Source organism: Pseudoalteromonas sp. Hal040 (assembly GCF_037162425.1).
GTDB classification, from domain to species: domain Bacteria; phylum Pseudomonadota; class Gammaproteobacteria; order Enterobacterales; family Alteromonadaceae; genus Pseudoalteromonas; species Pseudoalteromonas gelatinilytica.
Genome location: NZ_JARLUU010000001.1, coordinates 973,274 through 992,052 on the forward strand (window position 1 = coordinate 973,274; position 18,779 = coordinate 992,052).

Consider the following 18,779-nt stretch of genomic DNA (forward strand, 5'->3'; position numbering starts at 1 on the left):
TATGAATTGTGACTCAGTCAAACTAAAAGGACGTTAATATGGCATTAGGTAAGAAAGCTGCACTCGCTGCTTTATCAGTATTTTCAGTGTTTAGCACATCAGCGGCACAAACCGCTTCGGGTGAACAAACTAAACTGAGTGAAGATCCCACCAAGGTCGTCACTCAGTTTGGCGCCAGTTATTCTGATGAATTAAGGATCACCGGTTCGCTGAGTTTAGGTGCTGTAAAAAAGCTTAATGCTAGTGTGAGTGCTAATGGTGATGAGTGGCGTGTTGGAGGCTCGTGGCTATTTGATATTGGCATTGTTAATTTTAACTTTGGTAAGCAAAGTTATGATCAAGGAGCTGAGCGTACAACCTACAGTGTTGGCACCTTTATGCCACTGAGTTACTTTGATATTGCACCTTATGGATGGCAAATTTTTGCTATGGGTGGTTATAGCCATGTTAATGGTGAAATTGCCTGTTTAGCCGGACAAGGAGCGTGTTTAACAACAGAGATCCCAGGCCCTGAGGGCTGGGTGCTCATTCCAAATAGCAGTGATGGTGGTTATTTAGGCGCATTTGCCTTAAAGCCATTATCCGAAAAATGGACATTAATGACTGCCGCGACGTATTCGGTGGGGTCAAACGATTATTCAGGTTATTTTGCAGCCATTGGTGCAAGTTATCAATTTGATAAACAACAAAGTTTCAGGCTATTCGCTGCAACAGAAGACAGTGATTACGGCTCAGATCAAAATTTAGTACTGGGTTACACTTATCAATTTAATTAAAAAATACTGTTACAAAGCATTAAATTTTGTTAGTTTTCTGAGTGAGTTATCACTGAGAAAATAGTGAATGAAAAAAAGTTAGCCTTGTTATTACTAGGATTATCTAGCCTTAATGTCAGCGCCTCTGAAAACTTTAGTGATCATGAGATGTTTTGTGAGCAACAACCACAAATTAGTTGCTTAGATTACATTAATCAGCAGCTTGCAAGCAGTGAGTTGGGCTCTGCGCGTTGGTATGAGATTAAATCTTATCAGTTTGATTATTTCTACGACAAAATGGAATTTCAGACCTTGAAAGATAGCACTGAGCCCTTCATTTCAAGTGAAGAATTGCCTGTTGTCTTTCAAGTGCAAGTTTACTTTTATTACGCTAAATCAATGCATTATTTAGGCGACTTTGAAACAGGTCGTAAATATGCCACTAAAGCATTTGAAAAACTGCAAGCAATCTTTGACTCTTTTGGTAACCCTATGCGCATGGTTGAATTGGCTAATTTGCAATACGTGTTTGGCAACAAAGAAACGGCACTGCATATACTTGATAGGGCAGAGCGCCGCTTTGGTAAAAGCAAAGATCCCATTTTTCACTTTGAACTGGCTTCGAATAAAGCCAATGTTTTTCATTCATTAGGTGATGTAGATGGCGCACTTGCAAGCCGACAAATCGCCGCTGATTGGATTTTAAAAACCAACCATAATCGCAAAATCTCTGTCGCTTTAGGTAATTTAGCGCGTACCCACCAACTGCTGGCAAATTATGAGCAAGCTGACGCTGTTTATACTCAGTCTCTTAAGTACATGGACTTAGACTCAGATCGCCATGTGATTGCCATTTATACGTTACGCCTAGCTGAAATTAATTGGCAAGCAGGCAAGCCAGAGCAGGCTCTAAAATGGTATAAGCAAGTGCATAAAGAAGACATTCGTCAATCACATGCGAAACTTTATGCACATCTTGGTAACGTACTTTAGATAGTGTAAAAACACCCTGGTTTTTCGTCTTCACCCGGCGCTAAAATTTGTAAATGGGTTGACTCACCTTGTTCCATCAAAGGCTTCATAGTTTTATCAAACTGCTTAGCAGCATGTTCAATTAACTTTGCTTGCTGTTCCAGTGCTTTAAAATCGGCATCATGAGCAGCCATAAGTTTATTGAGTTCTTTAGCCAACTTATCTTGCTCTTTTAATAAGGTTTTATTAATGCGCAAGTGGTTCTCGTCTTCAATCACTGCTTCTTCAGTGATTGCTTCTATTTGCTCAGAGTACTCAGTAACTTGTAGCTCAATGTCACTAATAGGTTGTTCTAGCGCTTCTAGTTTTACCTGCTCACGTTCAAGCTCTAGGTATGCAGCAATCTGTTCGTTATTGAGGGTACTTTCGCTTACCTTTTTACAGTCTTTAAAAGTGATAACACGATAATCACCTTGGTTGTTTGCTGTACTGGCATTTGAGAGGCCGATACACGCTGTAGTGGCTGTGATTAAGAGTGCACTTGCGCTGATGCGTACTAAATTCATAATGATGTCCTAATGGGTTATGTTATTTAGTTAGTCGTCGCAAGTGTGAAAAAGGTTGTTTAAATTTTAAATTTATATCCCACACCATAAATTGACTCAATGTAATGGCTATCAGGGTCGGCTTGAGTCAGCTTTTTACGCAAGTTTTTAATGTGTGAATCAATACTGCGCTCGTAACTCTCAAAGTACTTCCCTTGGGTCATGGTCAGTAAATCTTGGCGTGAAAAAACTTTATTAGGTGAGGCAATTAATATTTTTAATAAACTAAATTCATTAATTGTAAGTTTCAGTTCTTCATTTTTTACCAGTACTTTATACTCGCTCGGATCAACAATAATATTGCCTGCTGTGAATGTACTCGGTTTGTTAGTTGGCATTCGGCGTCGTTTTAAAATGGCTTTCACACGCGCCATTAACTCTTTTGGTTTGAATGGTTTAGTAACATAGTCATCGGCACCCACATCAAAACCAATTAAGTGATCAATTTCTTCGACCCGTGCTGTAAGCATAATAATAGGCACATCACTGTATTGTCTTATCTTGCTGCACAACTCGATGCCATTTGTGCCTGGCAACATGATATCGAGAATAATCAAATCAGGGTTTAGCTCATTGACAGCATCCAGTGCGCAGTTGCCATCGTGAATTAGGCTTGTTTTAAACCCTTCAAGATATAAATACTTTTCTATTAATTCGGCAATTTTAACTTCATCTTCAATAACGAGAATATGCTGTTTAGCTAAGGTTTCTGACATATTAGTGCGCCTCTGCAAGCGGGAGTTTTAACGTTATACACAGACCGCCTAAACGGCTTTTAGTTGCATTTATTTTTCCTTGGTGGGCTTCAACAATTGTTTGGCAAATTGCCAAGCCTAAGCCAAAACCGCCGGTTTTTCTGTTACGAGAGCTATCGGTGCGATATAAACGATCAAATAGTTTTTCAAGGGCTTCATCAGGAACACCGGGGCCTGAATCTTCTATCGACAAAAATACATGATGGTTAGACACGGTTAAATCTAACCAGACTTTTTGCTGTTCATCTGTATAGCGTAAATTATTTTCTAAAATGTTTTGTAGTACTTGCGTAATACGATTTTGGTCGGCCAAAACCATTACCGTTTGCTCTGGTAAGGTGGCATTAAGCGTGATGTTTTTGGATTGAAATTTAAACGCATACTTATGCGCTTGTAGGGCCACTAAGGCATTAAAATCAATGGCTTCCATGTGATAGTTAAAGCTGTGTCTGTCGAGTGAACTGACTTTATGTAAGTCGTTGACAAGTCGGCTTAACAGCGCCACTTCTTCTTGAAGTGAGCTTATTGCTTTTTGGTTTGGTTCGATAATGCCATCGTTAATAGCCTCTAGTTCACCCTCTAAAATAGTTAAAGGCGTGCGCAGCTCATGAGAAATATCCATGATCCATTGGCTTTGCTGCGACTCAAAGCGTCTGAGCTCTGTGGCAATACGATTAAAATCATCCGCTAAGGTAGCAAATTCATCACTGCTGTTGACAGTTATTTGGGTCTCAAACTCTCGTTCTGCAAGGGCTTTTGCGCCTTTTTTCAGCTGCGAAATTGGGTTAGTAAAATGACGTGCGAGTAAGTAACTAAACAATAACGCAATTAATAAACCAATCCCTGCTGTCCACAAACTGATATTAATTTGGGTATTAAGGTAATGCTGAGTCAGTGCGCTAACATGACTGCGGTTAGCATGCAGCTGAAGCACTGCAACAACGTCACCATTGTGAGTGATTTCTTGCTCGTTCACGACCTCAGTTTCGGTATTGCCAGCAATCAGTATTTCGCCTTTTGCATCAAGTAAACTTAGGCGTTTTTCAAAGGGTATAAAGTCATCAGCCATGGGTTTATTGCGAGGCGGTGGCTCACGCATGTCAGCAAAGTTTGCAAGCTCGTTAAACTCAGTTGATGGGTCAAATTCAGGTGCTTGATCGAACGATGGTGGCTTCCCAAAATCATCCGGGGGTGGCATAACCTCATTTTGCATATGCTTTTCGGGAGGGCCATCTTGTGTAAAAGGCCCGGGCTCTCTTAGCTTTGGGCTATTGGGTGAAAATAATAAACGGCTTGAATGAAAATTGCGGTTAATTAGCTCATACCACAGCGCTTTAGAATCGATAAACATGCCAATCGAACCCGTTTGCTGATACTGCTGGCTAATTTCAGTGGCTATACGGTTAAATGCTTCGTTATCTATATCTTCAAACACATTATTGAGCATACGCTTATTGGTAATTGCATTCAGGCCAAACATGGTCAATACCAGTAATAACGTAATAATAAGATTAGTAATTAAGAGTTTGTGAATTAACTTCATAGATATAATAGTAAAATGTAATAGCCAATATTGAATATACTATAAATGTCTATTTTTTGGCATGTGCATCCTAGTCACTCTATAAAAGCACCACTTTTTCTACACAAAGTCTCTACATTTGTTCTTTATACTCGACGTTAATTACTCATGTTAGCGAAGGGGCACAAGATGACTTTAAAACCTGAACTTTATACTCGTAGAAAAATGCTAAAAACATTAGGTGTTTCAGTTGCTGCTGTGCCTATGTTGGCATTTTTAGGCTGTAACTCAGATACAGTATCGTCAACAGATACAACATCAGATACAGACACTTCAACAGGCACAGACACCAGCACTGATACAGGCGATACAACAACCACGAACGACAGTGATTATGTATCGGGCACAACAGCGCTTATTACCGATGACTTTCCTGATGACAGTATTTTTGAAACATCAACCGCATGTGTGTTAGCACTTACTGAGGCAACAACCGAAGGCCCATGTTACTTCCAAGCTGATTCAGACGAAGATATTTCGGATGGTTTAACCGGTTTACCTATGATGCTGTGCTTACAGTTAATTGATAGCGACTGTAACCCATTAGCAAATTACGAAATCTCGGTTTGGCACTGTGATACCAGCGGTATTTACTCGGGCGATACTAGCAGTAGTTCTGATAGCTCACGTTTTGCGGGTGACTTCTGTACAGATGGCGATGCCGAAGCTGAGGCAAGTACTTGGTACCGTGGTTCATTGATCACAGATAGCAGTGGCCGTGTGAACTTTAAAACGCATTTCCCTGGTTGGTATTCTGGCCGTACTATTCATATTCACTTTAAAGTAGCAAACAACAATAACGACTATGTAATTAGCCAGTTCTGTTTTACTGATGCGTTTGCAAAAGAAATTTGTACCACTCACAGCGATTACAAATCACGTGGTGAACAAGATACAACTCTTGCTAGCATCGATAACGTGTTTGGTAGTGATTATGAGCAGTTTATTTTAAACACAGCACAAAATAGTGATGGCACTTTATTGGCGTATCACACTATTCAAATTAGTTAATTTATTCACTCATCATTGTAGGTTAGGGCGTGTTAGCAATTACTGCTTTCACGCCCTATTTTTTTAGAAGCTATAAGTGATGTTACCGTAAATAAAACGGCCATCTAAGCTGTATGGCGCAAAGCCACTATAAGGGAAAATTTGGTTGAAATCGCTGTAACCAATATTACTTACAGTATCTTGAGGGTACTGATCGAATAGGTTATTGGCGCCTAATGCAAACTTCCACTGCTCATCATGGCGGTAAGCCACTTCTAAGTCTGCAATCCATTTAGCATCAAGTACTTCATCACCATCTTCACTGCTTGCAGTATCAACTACTTCACCATAACGAGTTGCTCGTAATGTTGTTTGGAAGTTTTCATAATCCCATGTTGCAGATAGGTTCCATTTATCGGCTGGAGTACCTTTTTCAAAGCGTGTGATTTCGCGACGAGAGAAATACTCGTAGCTATCGCCAAGCGCCTCTAATTCAGGTGGATTTTCTTTAACGTGTGTTACTTCAGTGTCGTTAAAGTTAACCGCTGCACTTAAGCGTAAATCACCATAGTTTTCTAAGCCTAGTGAGTAGGTCGCAACAATATCAACACCTTGCGTACGTGAATCAATGGCATTAGTAAAGTAACGAACGCGTCGCGTATTTACTTCGCCCGCTTCGGCTAAAATCGCTTCAACTTCTGAGCCACTTAAGTTTTCAGACAAAACGATACGGTCGTCAATTTCAATGCGATACGCATCTAGGGTTAAGCTAAAACCGCCTTGCGTAAAGATGAAACCCGCTGTCATATTTACTGATTCTTCTGCTTCAAGTTCACGTGCACCCAAAGCTTGCGCTGCTGGCTCATCAACAGGGAATAAGCCCACTTCATTTGGCACACCATTTTCAAAGACAGTGCTTACTGATTTATATGAAGTTTGGGCAAGTGATGGCGCTCTAAAACCTGTGCTAATTGCACCACGTAGCGACAGCGACTCGTTAATGCTGTAGCGTGAAGCAAGTTTAGAGGTAAAAGTACTACCAAAATCACTGTAATCTTCAAAACGACCTGCTAATACAAGGTTCCAATCTGTAGTTAGGTAAGTATCAAACTCTGCAAATACCGCAATGTTATGACGGCTTTTATCTGTTGCACTTTCTGGTGAGAAACCAGGTAACACTTGCGCGCCACCGGCAGCAACTGGGTTGCCATCGTCATCTAATACAGTGAGGTAAGAGGCTGTTTCACCTGCTTTGATTTGGTAGTTTTCGTGACGATACTCAGCACCAATAGTAACAAACACATCATCAGGTAAACCTAAATCTAGTGTGTTGCTAGCATCCATGTTTACTAAGTATTGTTCATACACAAGCGAGCCATCATCAAATTCTGTTGGGCTGCTAACACCCATCGAGGTATTTAAGCTGTTGCTTACGCCAATACCAAAATCGTTACGACCATAATTGGTGCTTACATCCCAAGCCCAATCATTAGTTTCGCCATTTAAGCCAATTGCAAATGAGTAGTCATCTACATCGGTATCAATTTGCGGTAAGAAACCGTCAGGGTACACTTCAGTTAAGTTACGTGAATCGTTGGCACGACGATAAAAACCACCTGAGTTACCTTTACGGTTTGAGTAACTAGCAAATGAGTAAAGCGATAGCGAGTTATCAAACTCGTAACCTAGGTTATAAAAGAGCGCGAAGTCTTCGATATCGGCTTTACCAAAACGGTGGTTATAGCGGTCGAAGTCAAATTCACGCGAATCTAAATCGCCATTTTCATCACGGCTATACTGCTCACGTGCATCAAAGCCAGAGCGGTTTGTTGGCTCGTTATTACGTGACTCAATTGACACGTTAATAAAACCATTATCGCCTAGTGCGAAACCTGCATTAGCACTTGCTGTGCGCGTAATGCCGTCGTTTACTTCACGGTCGCTGCCAGTTTCAAAGCTTAAGTTGCCTTCGCTATCTGTTGTAGTGTTTAGTAGCTGAGGAGAGCCAGCCATTTGTGTGTCGTATTCACCGTATGTGTAGCTCACGCTACCGCCTTCATCGGCATCTTTTAATACAATATTGATCACACCGGCAATCGCGTCAGAGCCGTATTGAGCTGCAGCGCCATCACGCAGAATTTCAACACGTTTAATTGCAGAAGTCGGAATATTATTTAAATCTACAGCCGTTGAACCACGGCCAACCGTACCATTTAAGTTTAATAATGCACCGGCATGGCGACGTTTACCATTAATCAGCACTAATGTGTGATCCGGAGCAAGGCCACGTAAAACAGCCGGTTTTGCGTGGTCAGTACCATCAGCAATGGTGGCACTTGGGTAGTTAAAACTTGGTAATTGTGATGCCAATACTTGGCTCATATCAAGCTGGCCTGTGTTTGATAAATCGCGGCTTGTTAATAAATCGACAGGCACGGTACTTTCAGAAATACTACGAAGGCTTCGGCGAGTACCAGTAACAGAAATAACTTCAACATCTTGAGCGGTGTTGTCAGTTGTTTGCTCAGCAGCGATTGCAGTCACTGATGTAGCGAGTGTACTTGCAATTGCTAGTTGCAAAGGTACTTTTTTAAAAAATGTCATTATTGGATCCCTTCTGACGTTGATTTCGCTTCGCAGTTTATCAATAAAAAAGGAACAAACAAATAACATAAAAGTATACTATATGATTATCTAAACAAGCTATTTAGCTCACAGTGTTTACATTATATTAACTTTGTTATGCGCTAATGCTTATTTTATTTCTACCCTCTGTTTTTGCTCGGTATAAAGCAGTATCTGCTGCACAAATTAATGCCTCTGAAGTACGATATTGATTATTAAACTCACAGGCAATTCCTTGGCTTACACTTATTCTAAAATCACTTGGTAAACCTATATCAGTAAATGGCATGTTATTTACTTTTATTTGAATATGTTTAGCAATGGCGGCGGCCGTATCTTTTTGACAGCGGGGTAATATAATGGCGAATTCTTCACCGCCATAACGGGCTGCTAAACAATCACGAGAAGGGAGTGATTCTGCGATTATAGTTGCTACTTTTTGTAAGCATTTATCGCCTTTTACATGACCGAATCGGTCATTGAATAATTTAAAGTAATCAATGTCGATTAATATAGTGCTAATAGCTTGATTAGTTTGTACGCTTTCTTGCCAATGCTCTTTTAATGACTCTTCAAGAGTTAATCTATTTGCAAGGCCAGTTAAATGGTCAGTAGTAGCCTGTTTTATTAAGCGATTATATTGCTCTTTGTGTGATGATAAATCATGTAATACACAAATAAATAAATTTTCTGCAACGGCAATGTTTTTTGGTAGGCTCGATATACATAAATCCGCCTCAAGGGTTTTACTATCGGCGCGGTTTATTTTAACTTCGTTTGGCCCAAGACTTATCGGCGAGTCTTTATGGTCTAACCAACTAAGTAGGGTATACATGTATTTATCACGGTCGGTGTCGTGTAGGTAATGTAAAATGTTTTGCCCGATTAACGCTTCTTGGTTGTCACCTAAAAGCTGAGCCGCCATCGGGTTTGCAAATTCAAACGAGCCTTGACCATTAATGATAAACACTCCTTCAGGAATGTTCTGAAACATTTGGGCAATCAGCGCAAGTTGCTCTGAATTGATAGACTGAGTAAGTGCGTTTTTCGGTTCTGGTTTTGCAGTGCTTGGTTGTTCATTTTTATTAGTAGACACGTTTGTTTCCTTTTTGCCGATGCAAACGATTTTGGTGTCTATAAAGTTACTTAAAAAAGTGCAAATTAACCTTCTGGTAATCTTCTGGTTTTAATTGTTTGTTTTTAAATGTAAAAAAGCTCCTTGAAAGGAGCTTTTTATTAAGTTTTTTAGTTTTAGTCTTCATTTTTTACTTGCGGATCGGCACTTTCATAGCTTGTGCCATTGCACTCAACGATGAAAATCATACACGCAGTGCCGCTATTTTCATCAGTATCCGCTATTTCAATTGTTTGACCATCATTAGTGACTTTAAAGCTAAAGTCTTGCTCGCAATCACCTTCAAGGTTTGCAAATTTAGCACCTGTAAATTGAAAGCCAGCATCAACAGTTGCGTCATCAAGTGTATAAATACCTAGGCTGTTTCTTTCGTTGACAGTACCGCCACCAGAAACTTGCTGACCGTCTTGGAAGTATGTGAATACAGCTTCATTTTCAGTGTTAAGTGTAACATTCACTGTAAAGTTGTAAGTTTGACTTTCGCTCATTGTTATTACCTTCTAGTTGTTTTTTATAGATCAAAGTTAGTAATACCTAACTCTATTAGTTTACTTTTAATTGTGTTGACTTCACTTTCCTTATTCAAACATGTGTAAGCTTGTATAAGGGGGTGAGTTATTCTTATGCTTTTACTGCGGTAGTGTTTTTCATTTATTGAAGTAATGATATCTCGGCAAATAGAACTTTTAACTAGTTTATCTTTTGATAGTTTTGCTTTTATTAAACTTACTTTTATAAAATCAATGTTACTTTCTATTTTTTCTTTATTACTTTCTCTTTCCCTATAGTCAGTATTATTCTCAAGTTTTAGTAAGAGGTTCTCTGCTAGGGAGAAGTTTTTTACGTTTATTAAGTAATTTATGATATTTAATTGGATTTCAATAATTTGAGATTTTTCAAAGCCATTGCTATCAGTGTAGTTAACTATTTCATCGATATTTGTTTTACTTTCTTTTGATAACATTAATTGAAATGAAAGAGCCCTGTAATATTTGCGTTTGAAATTTTCATTTTCAGGATCTTGTAAACGTGCTTTGTTTATTGCAAACAATGCTTTTTCTACTTTTCTATAAGCATCTTGTTTATCTGGAAAGTAACTTAAAAGGTAGCTTTGTTGCATATAAATATTAAAAATGTCGCTAAGAAGACTGGCATCATCAGGTCTTATTTTTAGGACAGAATCTAATTGATTAATAGCTTGCTCAAGCATGGTCAATGCTTCGCTTAAATTTCCTAGCCTTTCTTCTGTGCTTGCAATCCAGCTAATGGTGTCTGTTTTATCGCGTAATAAATTTTTGTTATTAGGTTTAAGCTCAAGGGCTTGGTTTTTAAGTTTTAAAGACTCAGTAAAGCTTTGTTTTGCAAGTGCGTAATTAAACTGTTTTAAATACAGCGAGCCAAGTGAATTGTGTGAGTAAGATAGCTCCATAATTGAATTAAAGTCATTAGGGGCAAGCTGATACATTTTTTCACTGTAAGCCAAGTAACGTTTGAACATTGGCTCAGTCGCTAAATAATTACTTTGCTCATAAGTTAAATTACCAAGCCAAAAAGCATTGGCCCCTGCGAGCATTAGTAAATCAAGGTTGTTGGGTTGAATTTTTAGTAAAGATTCTAGGCGCGTTCGCGCATTTTCAAAGGCGGTGAAGGCCTCGTCGGTTTTGCCGCGCGAATACGCTACTTCGCCCATGGCCTCTAAGGTTTGAGCGTATTGAAAACGGTTATTAAACTGGTCTTGTTTATCGCTAAAGTCAAACAACGAGGCCGCTTCTTCGTCTTGATTGGAAAAATATTCAAGGGCTTTGTTGCTAATACCATCCAGTAAATCCATGCGCTTAACGCTTCTGAGTTTGTCGGCAAATTCACCAACCATAAAGCCCAATAAACTTTCAGCTTCTTGGCGTTTTTGTTTTGCTACTTGCTCTGCATGGTAGCTACGCACGCTCATAAATGTGGCAATAAAGGTTAAGCAAACAAGTGCAGCCGCCGTTATTTGTAACATGCGTTTTTTACGTTTGGCTTTATTGTTAGAAGCTTTAATTAACGCTTGTTCGTCGCTCGATACGCTAAACATAGGGTTTTTAACTAGGCTTTGTGCTTCTTGCAGCGGTTTGCCTTGGGCTAGTAGAAAGTCGCTGTGTTTGTGTTCAAGCAGCCAGCGCTCGGTGGCTAGTTGCACACGGCTTTGAATTGCTAAGCTTTGTTGGTGTTCTTGCACCCAATCTATGGCGCGTTGCCAATGACGCAGCAGCGCTTCGTGGGCAAGGCTAAAGCAGGCTTGCTCATTTTTAAGGTGCGACACAAACAAGCGGCTATCGACCATAGCCTGAACAAGCTTGGTCGCAGCAGGGCTGGTTAATTCGCTCCAACGTGCTGCACGGCTGGTGAGCGTTTCGCCATCTGGGTTTAAAGTGATCAGCTTAGAAAGGACTGCGGCAAGTTCAGTTTGTTGGTCTTTGGGTAATTGGCAAAATACCTGTTCGGCTTTTTGGCCGATGGCTCCTTCGATGGTGCCAAGCGCTTGGTATTCAGAAAACAATAATTCGTTGTCTGGGCTGCGCTGCAAGTAAAGCTGCTGCAAGGTGTATTGCAGCATTGGCAATGCATCTGGGTTATTGGCAGTGTCGTTACAAAGTTGTTCATCAAGCGGTGTGTGATGCTCTGGGTGATGTTGCCAACTTAAGCCTGCTGCAAGTGCTGGCAAACGGATCATTTGCTTAAGCTCAGAGCGAGTTGGCGCTAATAAGTCAAAATGTGCGCCATTGGCTTTGCCCGCCATTAAACTTGGTTGACTCACTACTTGCGGGTAAAAGTCATTCCGACAGGCACTAAAAATGATCATGCAGCCACTTGTTGCTAAGCGCTCAATAAGTGCTAACAGCTGGTTGCGCTCGTCATCGCTAAATAGCGGCGATGACAATAGCACTTCGAGCCTGTCGATAAATAAAAATAAATAGGGCGTAGTGCGCTCTTTATTTAGCGCTGCAAGTGCTGCTTTACAGCGAGAAATAACCTGTTCTGGGTCTTTTAATAACAATTCAGCCAACGCATCGGCGCTTATATCGCTGAGTACAGGTGCGTCGTTTATTTCTAAATCGAGCAAGGTTGAGGCTAAATCAAGCAGTAAGCGCTCTTTGCTGACATCGGCAAAGTCGAGTTGGCAGTAACTGTGTACTCTAATGCCATCGTAGCCATTACTCGACATTAAAGCGGGCAATACACCTGCGTTAACTAACGACGATTTACCTGAACCACTGGCGCCCAAAATTAAGCAAAATGCGCGACCAAACTCTATTTGAGCCGATACCCGCTGTAACAAGGTAGCAATTTGTTTGTTACGACCAAAAAACACATCGGCTTGCTCAGGTGCAAACGCACTTAAGCCAACAAAGGGCGAATCACCTTGCCAACTGGTTTGGCTGGCTTTTTGTTCTTCGTTGAGTGGAAAGTTGATTTCGGCAATAACCCGATAACCGCGTTTACGAATGGTTTCTATGTAATGCGGATCACTTGCTTTATCGTCAAAGGCTTTACGTAATTGGGTGATCACTTTATGTAGAGGGTTGTCACCCAGCGCTACATTTGGCCAGCAATGGCTGATAATTTCTTCACTTGTTAGTAGCTTACCTTGTTTTTCGCATAGCAGCAGTAATACATCCATCGCCTTGGGTTCAAGATGCTTTGTTTGTTCACCGCGTCTGATTGAATTAGTAGCCGGAGTAACTTGCCATTCGCCAACGAAAAACAGTGCCGTATTCATAGTGTTATCTTCATTTTTATTGTTAGAAACGCAGTCCGATTGGACCGATTTTATATTAGATTACGGAATTCTTTGATTAATACAATATTATGAGATTAACAGCAAGCGCCTTGCCTTTTCTGACATTAGAAAATCATATTGATGTCGTGTATATAAAACTTTTTGTAAAGTTTGTTTGACTTTTTGTGTTGCTAGGTTAATCTTTAGTCAAGTTTACTTTACTTTTAAGGTGAGAATAATGAATCAAACAGGATTAACCTTTAAACAACGTAATAAGCAGAACACGCTAAACCTCGCGAAATGGACATCAGCATGGGTGATTACTTTAGCAATTGCCTCATTTGGGCCGCATTTTTTATGGCAAGAGCAGGCTGTTTTTAGTGTTGTAGCAATCTTAATTAATGTAGTAGTTGGTATCATGATGATTTTATCTAACAAACGACAACTACAAGGAATGGATGAGCTGCAGCAGCGTATGCACCTTAATGCAATGGCCATTACCTTGGGTGCAAGCTTAGTATTTGGTTTGGCTTATTCGGTGGTGCAATCAAGCGGTTTAATAAGCTTTAAAGAAGATATTTCACACCTCGTGCTCTTTATGGGCTTAACCTATTTAGTGAGTCTTTTAATGATGAATAAGCAGTTAAACGACGAGGGCGAAGAATGAAAAACCGCTTGAAAGTGCTTCGTGCTGAGCACAACTACACCCAAGCGAAACTCGCAGAGCTTTTGGATGTGTCTAGGCAAACTATTAATGCGATAGAAAAAGGTAAATTTGACCCAAGTTTGCCACTAGCATTTAAAGCCGCGCGTTTATTTAACCTGAGTATCGAAGAGATATTTCAGGATGAGTAAGTCTGATAGCCTTCAGCCTTCAGCGATCAGACTGAGAGCTTAAGGCTTACAGCTTTGTCTTTTCATCTGCATCGCACTTAACGACCACATTAAAAAACCACCTAAGAATAGTGCCGCCGAAACATAGCCTGTTTGACTAGGGAGTGCACCTTCGGCAATAGCCATGCCGCCAAGCCAAGGGCCAATCGCATTGGCTGTATTAAACGCACACTGTACTAGCGCACCAATCATGGCATGCCCTTGTGGTGATACATCCATTAACAGCGATTGGATCACGGTACCTAAACCAACACTAAAACCAATAAAGAAAATCACCGCGTATAACAGCCAAATATTATGGCTTGCGCTTACATAACTGGCTGCAAATACCACCGCGCCAATCAGCAGCTGCGCCTGTGGTTTTCAGCGGTGAGTGGTCGGCGGCTTTACCTAATACGTAGTTACCTAAAGTACAGCCAATACCAAACATGATCATAGCAATAGAGATAGTGTAAGCAGGGGTATGGGTGACTTCTAAAATAGTGTCGGCAATGTAAGTGTAAACACAAAATACACCAGCAAAACCAATAATGATGATACCCAGAATAGTCCATACGAGCTTGTTCTTTAATACACTTAGCTCATCGAGAATCGATGTTGGCGCGGTATTTTTTACGTTAGGTACGTATTTCACTATCAATACCAAGGCAACTAATGCAAGTACAGCGGTACCTGCTAAACAATAACGCCAGCTAAAGTTTTGACCCACTAGGGTGACCATGGGCACACCAACGATAGTAGCAATGGTTAAACCCATAAATACTTTTGACATAAAGCTTGCGCGTTTATCGGCAGGGGCAATGTCGGCTGCCAATAAAATAGCAGCGGCAAAGTAGGCACCGTGTGGTAAACCACTTAAAAAGCGAAATAAAATAAGTTGTTCAAGCGAGTTTGCAAAAGCACTTAAACCATTGAATAAAAACATCATACTGACAAACATCAACAGGGCATTGCGCTTACGCATGTTGGCGGTTGTGATCATAAATAGCGGTGCACCGACGACTACGCCTATCGCGTAAGCACTAATGGCATAACCACTTTGCGCTGGCGTAGACGAAAATGTTTCGCTGATCAGGGGCAACATTGGCATCATAGAAAATTCTGATAGGCCTAAAATGAATGTGCCTAAAGCTAATACTATCAGAATGGTAAACGTGCTTGCGTTGCCTTGGGAGTTGGCTACGTTAGTCATGTAATTCCTTTAAAATAAATTTAAAAACAAAATAGATTTTTGATAATTGAAAGTGCCAGCAACAAATACTTTGTTCTGGAGTAGAGATGTGTGCCCAGATCTATTGTAATACAAATTAATGGGGTTGATACAGTACTTTTTGGAACGTTCTATATTTGTTTGCTATAAGAAAATAACCTGAACTTCTTAAGTCTTTGCTGTTCAAAATAAATACAGAGAAAAAGCCAACTATACTTGGTTAATTAAATTGGTTTAAAGGAGAGTGTAATGAAAAAGATATTTGCTTGTATCGACGGTTCATGCATGACCGATGCGGTGACAGAAGCGGCTATTTGGATTTCTAAGCGCTCCAGCCATCCAATTAATTTTCTGCATGCTTTAGAGCCACCTTTGCCGCAGGGCAGTGATGATTTAACTGCAATTATTGGTTTAGGTTCGCAAACCTCATTGTTAGAGCAATTGGCAAAACTTGAACAAGAGCGCAACAAAGTAGCGTCGCAGCACGGTCAATTATTGCTAGATGAAGCAATGAAAAAAGCCGAGCATGCAGGCCTAACCGAGATTGAGCAACAGCAGCTTTCAATGAGTCTTGTTGATGCCTTACTTGAACATGAAGACAATGCCCGTGTGATGATTATTGGCCGCTCTGGTAAAGGCCATTACGATGATTTTAAAGTACTGGGCTCGCATATTGAAACGCTGATCCGTCAGGTGCATACCCCGGTTGCGATTGTGCCGCCGCAATTTCATGAGCCTACAAATTTTATGCTGGCTTATGATGGCAGCGAAAGTACCGACAAAGCGATTACACAAATTATCAATGGCGGGATTTTATCCGGCTTAGATTGCCACTTGGTGATGGTTGACAAACAAGACGGTCACTGCCAAGACAAACTTGATACTGCCTCAGCAAGGCTGGCTGAAAACGGCTTTAATGTGAGAGCGCGCATGCTCGATGGCGATGTTTACCAAGCGCTGTGGCGATATAAAAGTGACCACGCCGTTGACTTAATGGTGATGGGCGCATTTGGTCACTCTAAATGGCGGCAGTTCTTTTTAGGCAGCACGACCTTAAAAATGCTTGAAGATAGCCGTATTCCTTTAGTGGTGCTGCGCTAAGTTATTCACCTGTGACAGGGTGCGACAATATGTCACGTGTTCAGACTAATTAATGAGTTTTATAATCGGCGTCATTAATTATTTGCTTTGATTTTAAAAGAGTTATGAACACGCAATCTTCTCGCCCTGGTTTTTTATTTTCTAAAATTGCTGCAGCACTTAGCTGTGTTTTAAGTATTTCGGCCTTTGCTGATGATTCTATTGAAGTGATAGAAGTACAAGGTCATGCCCAAAATAACCATCAATTAGTTGGCTCAGCAGACGCGTTACTGAAAGATTTAGGTGTTGATTTTTCAGCGGCCGGAGGGGTGTCTAACTTGCCGGTGATGAACGGCATGATGGGCGATAGAGTTAAAGTTTTAGTCGATGGTGCTGATGTTACAGCAGCGTGTGCTAACCAAATGAACCCGCCACTCTCTTATGTGTCGGCAAACCAAATTGCCTCTTACAGTGTTGTTGCTGGTGTATCACCGGTAAGCAGTGGCGGTGATAATATTGCCGGCGTTATTAGAGTTAATACGATTGCCCCTGAATTTAGTGATTCAGACTCAGTGAACTGGCGCGCAGGCTATGTTACCGCCCAGTACAAAAGCGTTAACGATAGCCAAGCATACGCGCTAGGTGCCAGCCTTGCGAGCAAACAGTTTAGCTTGTCTTACCAAGGCAGCTTTGAAGATGCTAACAGCTATGATGATGGGCATGGTGAGCGTGTACTTGATACCTTATATCGAGTGCAAAATCATGCTTTAACGGGCGCTATTCGTGATGAGAAACAACAGCTTGTAGTTAAGCTGACGCATCAAAAAATTCCTTACCAAGGCTTTGCAAATCAATACATGGATATGACCGATAACACCAGCTATGGTTTCGTTGCTCAATATCAACGTGAGCTTGAAAATGGTGATTTGCAGGTGCAAGTGAATGCGCATGATGTAAAACACGAAATGGGTTTTTTCAGTAATGAGAAAACCGGCATGATGCCAATGAATACCGATGCACAAGATTACAGTTATCAAGTTTATTGGCGCACTGATTTATCAAAACAGTCATCATTAATGCTAGGGCAAGAATATTACGGTTATCGAATTGATGATTGGTGGCCGGCGGTTGCAGGGTCAATGATGATGGGCCCAAATGAATACGTAAACATTAACGATGGCAAACGTGACCGCCTTGCTGCATTTGCTGAGTACCAAAACCAAGTAAACCAAGCATGGTGGGTGTCGGCAGGTGTTCGAGTTGAGCAAGTCACCACAGATACTGGCGAAGTGCAGGCTTATAACGAAGGTGGCATGAGCGGTATGGCTAATATGGGCTCAATGATGGATATGTCAAAAACCGACGCTCAAGCTGCGATGGAATTTAACCAATTAGACCGTAAACGTGACGACACCTTAGTTGATATTAGTTTACTTGCTCGCTATCAATTATCGAACAACGATGAGCTGCAATTTGGTTTAGCTCGTAAAAACCGTGCACCTAATTTATATGAGCGCTATAGCTGGGGTGTAGGTACGATGGCAACCACCATGATTGGTTGGTTTGGCGATGGTAATGGTTATATTGGTAACCCAGATTTAGAAGCAGAAACAGCTCATACGTTGAGCTCTAGCTACACCAAACTTGCCAAAGACGATAGCTGGCAAGTAACGGCAAATGTTTGGTACACGCAAGTAAATGATTATATTGATGCTGAAGTGACTAAGAGCTTTAATCGCACTGACATGGCGCATACCAAGCGTAATATTCTTACTTTTACGAACCTAGATGCGACACTTTACGGTGCAAAACTGGCGGGCTTGGTAGAGCTTTACAACACAAAGCAAGCAGGAAAGTGGCAGCTAAAAGGCTCACTAACCAGTACAAATGGCGAACGTGATGATAGCAATGAAGACTTATATCAAATTATGCCACTGCACACTGAGCTGAGCCTAGAGCACGAATACAAAGGCTGGCAAAACGCACTGAGCTGGCAATGGGTTGATAGTAAAACCCATGTTGATGAGCGCCGTTTAGAAAACCAAACCGACAGTTATCAGCTATTGGCTATCTCAAGCCAGAAAACGTGGCAAAATTTAACCTTTAAGTTAGCAATTACCAACTTACTTGATGAATATTACCAACAGCCACTTGGCGGTGTAAGCATTGCTAATTACAAGCAAGATATGAGCAATGGTTTTGAGCAACTTGCCGGACAAGGCCGCTCGTATAATGCCAGTGTGAGTTATAGGTTTTAGGGAAGGGAGTTAGCGAGTTGCTAGAGTAAAGTTAGCAAGTTGCTAAGGGAAAGAGTAAAGAGAGCTGTCAGCTTTCAGATTAAAACCAGAGTTTCTAGTTACGAGAGTAAAGTTAGCGAGTCAGGTCACGTGTCCGATACAAATGTGAAATGAGCTGT

General features: G+C 40.9%; 14 protein-coding genes and 1 pseudogene. 7 read left to right on the forward strand and 8 right to left on the reverse strand.

Going from position 1 to position 18,779, the window contains the following annotated elements; genetic code table 11:
* Window positions 1-38 precede the first annotated feature (38 nt).
* Both P4S60_RS04360 and P4S60_RS04365 read left to right on the forward strand, forming a co-directional pair.
* Window positions 39-776 (forward strand): hypothetical protein, encoded by a 738-nt coding sequence (locus P4S60_RS04360; protein ID WP_337115139.1) that lies wholly within the window; start codon window positions 39-41, stop codon window positions 774-776.
* A gap of 63 nt (window positions 777-839) precedes the next feature.
* On the forward strand, window positions 840-1,748 hold the full coding sequence (locus P4S60_RS04365) for a tetratricopeptide repeat protein (RefSeq protein WP_337115140.1): 909 nt from the start codon (window positions 840-842) through the stop codon (window positions 1,746-1,748).
* On the opposite strand, the gene P4S60_RS04370 is transcribed toward P4S60_RS04365, so the two are convergent.
* From P4S60_RS04370 to P4S60_RS04380, 3 genes are read right to left on the reverse strand one after another with little or no spacing between them, the layout of a single operon-like run.
* Complete coding sequence (locus tag P4S60_RS04370; RefSeq protein WP_337115141.1) at window positions 1,745-2,293, reverse strand: hypothetical protein; 549 nt, start codon at window positions 2,291-2,293, stop codon at window positions 1,745-1,747. The two genes, P4S60_RS04365 and P4S60_RS04370, sit on opposite strands and share 4 nt — an antisense overlap.
* Before the next feature lie 59 nt (window positions 2,294-2,352).
* On the reverse strand, window positions 2,353-3,048 hold the full coding sequence (locus tag P4S60_RS04375; protein WP_119852195.1) for a response regulator: 696 nt from the start codon (window positions 3,046-3,048) through the stop codon (window positions 2,353-2,355).
* Between the two features lies 1 nt (window position 3,049).
* Complete coding sequence (locus P4S60_RS04380) at window positions 3,050-4,567, reverse strand: ATP-binding protein (RefSeq protein ID WP_337115142.1); 1,518 nt, start codon at window positions 4,565-4,567, stop codon at window positions 3,050-3,052.
* Window positions 4,568-4,798: 231 nt separating this feature from the next.
* Here P4S60_RS04380 and P4S60_RS04385 point away from each other — a divergent pair, with 231 nt between their 5' ends.
* Window positions 4,799-5,680, forward strand: coding sequence for a dioxygenase family protein (locus tag P4S60_RS04385; RefSeq protein ID WP_063700341.1), 882 nt, complete (start codon window positions 4,799-4,801; stop codon window positions 5,678-5,680).
* A 63-nt stretch (window positions 5,681-5,743) separates the two neighbouring features.
* Here the strand turns inward: P4S60_RS04385 and P4S60_RS04390 are convergent, their stop codons facing one another.
* The 4 genes from P4S60_RS04390 to P4S60_RS04405 form a co-directional block, all read right to left on the reverse strand.
* The gene (locus tag P4S60_RS04390) at window positions 5,744-8,263 is read right to left on the reverse strand and encodes a TonB-dependent receptor plug domain-containing protein (RefSeq protein ID WP_337115143.1); all 2,520 of its coding nucleotides are present in this window, start codon (window positions 8,261-8,263) and stop codon (window positions 5,744-5,746) included.
* 136 nt (window positions 8,264-8,399) lie between these two features.
* Complete coding sequence (locus P4S60_RS04395) at window positions 8,400-9,380, reverse strand: GGDEF domain-containing protein (protein ID WP_337115145.1); 981 nt, start codon at window positions 9,378-9,380, stop codon at window positions 8,400-8,402.
* 155 nt (window positions 9,381-9,535) lie between these two features.
* Window positions 9,536-9,907, reverse strand: a complete 372-nt coding sequence (locus tag P4S60_RS04400; protein WP_138556586.1) for a DP-EP family protein — start codon at window positions 9,905-9,907, stop codon at window positions 9,536-9,538.
* Window positions 9,908-9,930: 23 nt separating this feature from the next.
* A complete protein-coding gene (locus P4S60_RS04405; protein WP_337115146.1) occupies window positions 9,931-13,179 on the reverse strand; it encodes an nSTAND1 domain-containing NTPase in 3,249 nt (1,082 codons plus the stop codon).
* A gap of 238 nt (window positions 13,180-13,417) precedes the next feature.
* On the opposite strand from P4S60_RS04405, the gene P4S60_RS04410 reads away from it, so the two are divergent.
* A complete protein-coding gene (locus P4S60_RS04410; protein ID WP_105174683.1) occupies window positions 13,418-13,846 on the forward strand; it encodes a hypothetical protein in 429 nt (142 codons plus the stop codon).
* Window positions 13,843-14,034 (forward strand): helix-turn-helix transcriptional regulator, encoded by a 192-nt coding sequence (locus P4S60_RS04415; RefSeq protein ID WP_054551820.1) that lies wholly within the window; start codon window positions 13,843-13,845, stop codon window positions 14,032-14,034. Before P4S60_RS04410 ends, P4S60_RS04415 begins: the two co-directional genes overlap by 4 nt.
* 39 nt (window positions 14,035-14,073) lie before the next feature.
* Here the strand turns inward: P4S60_RS04415 and P4S60_RS04420 are convergent.
* Window positions 14,074-15,265, reverse strand: a pseudogene (locus tag P4S60_RS04420) (MFS transporter).
* A gap of 267 nt (window positions 15,266-15,532) precedes the next feature.
* Between P4S60_RS04420 and P4S60_RS04425 the strand changes: the two are divergent.
* Window positions 15,533-16,384 carry a universal stress protein gene (locus P4S60_RS04425; RefSeq protein ID WP_062565077.1) on the forward strand — a complete coding sequence of 284 codons (852 nt, stop codon included), beginning with the start codon at window positions 15,533-15,535 and terminating at the stop codon, window positions 16,382-16,384.
* Window positions 16,385-16,488: 104 nt separating this feature from the next.
* A complete protein-coding gene (locus tag P4S60_RS04430; protein ID WP_337115147.1) occupies window positions 16,489-18,621 on the forward strand; it encodes a TonB-dependent receptor in 2,133 nt (710 codons plus the stop codon).
* Window positions 18,622-18,779: the final 158 nt, after the last annotated feature.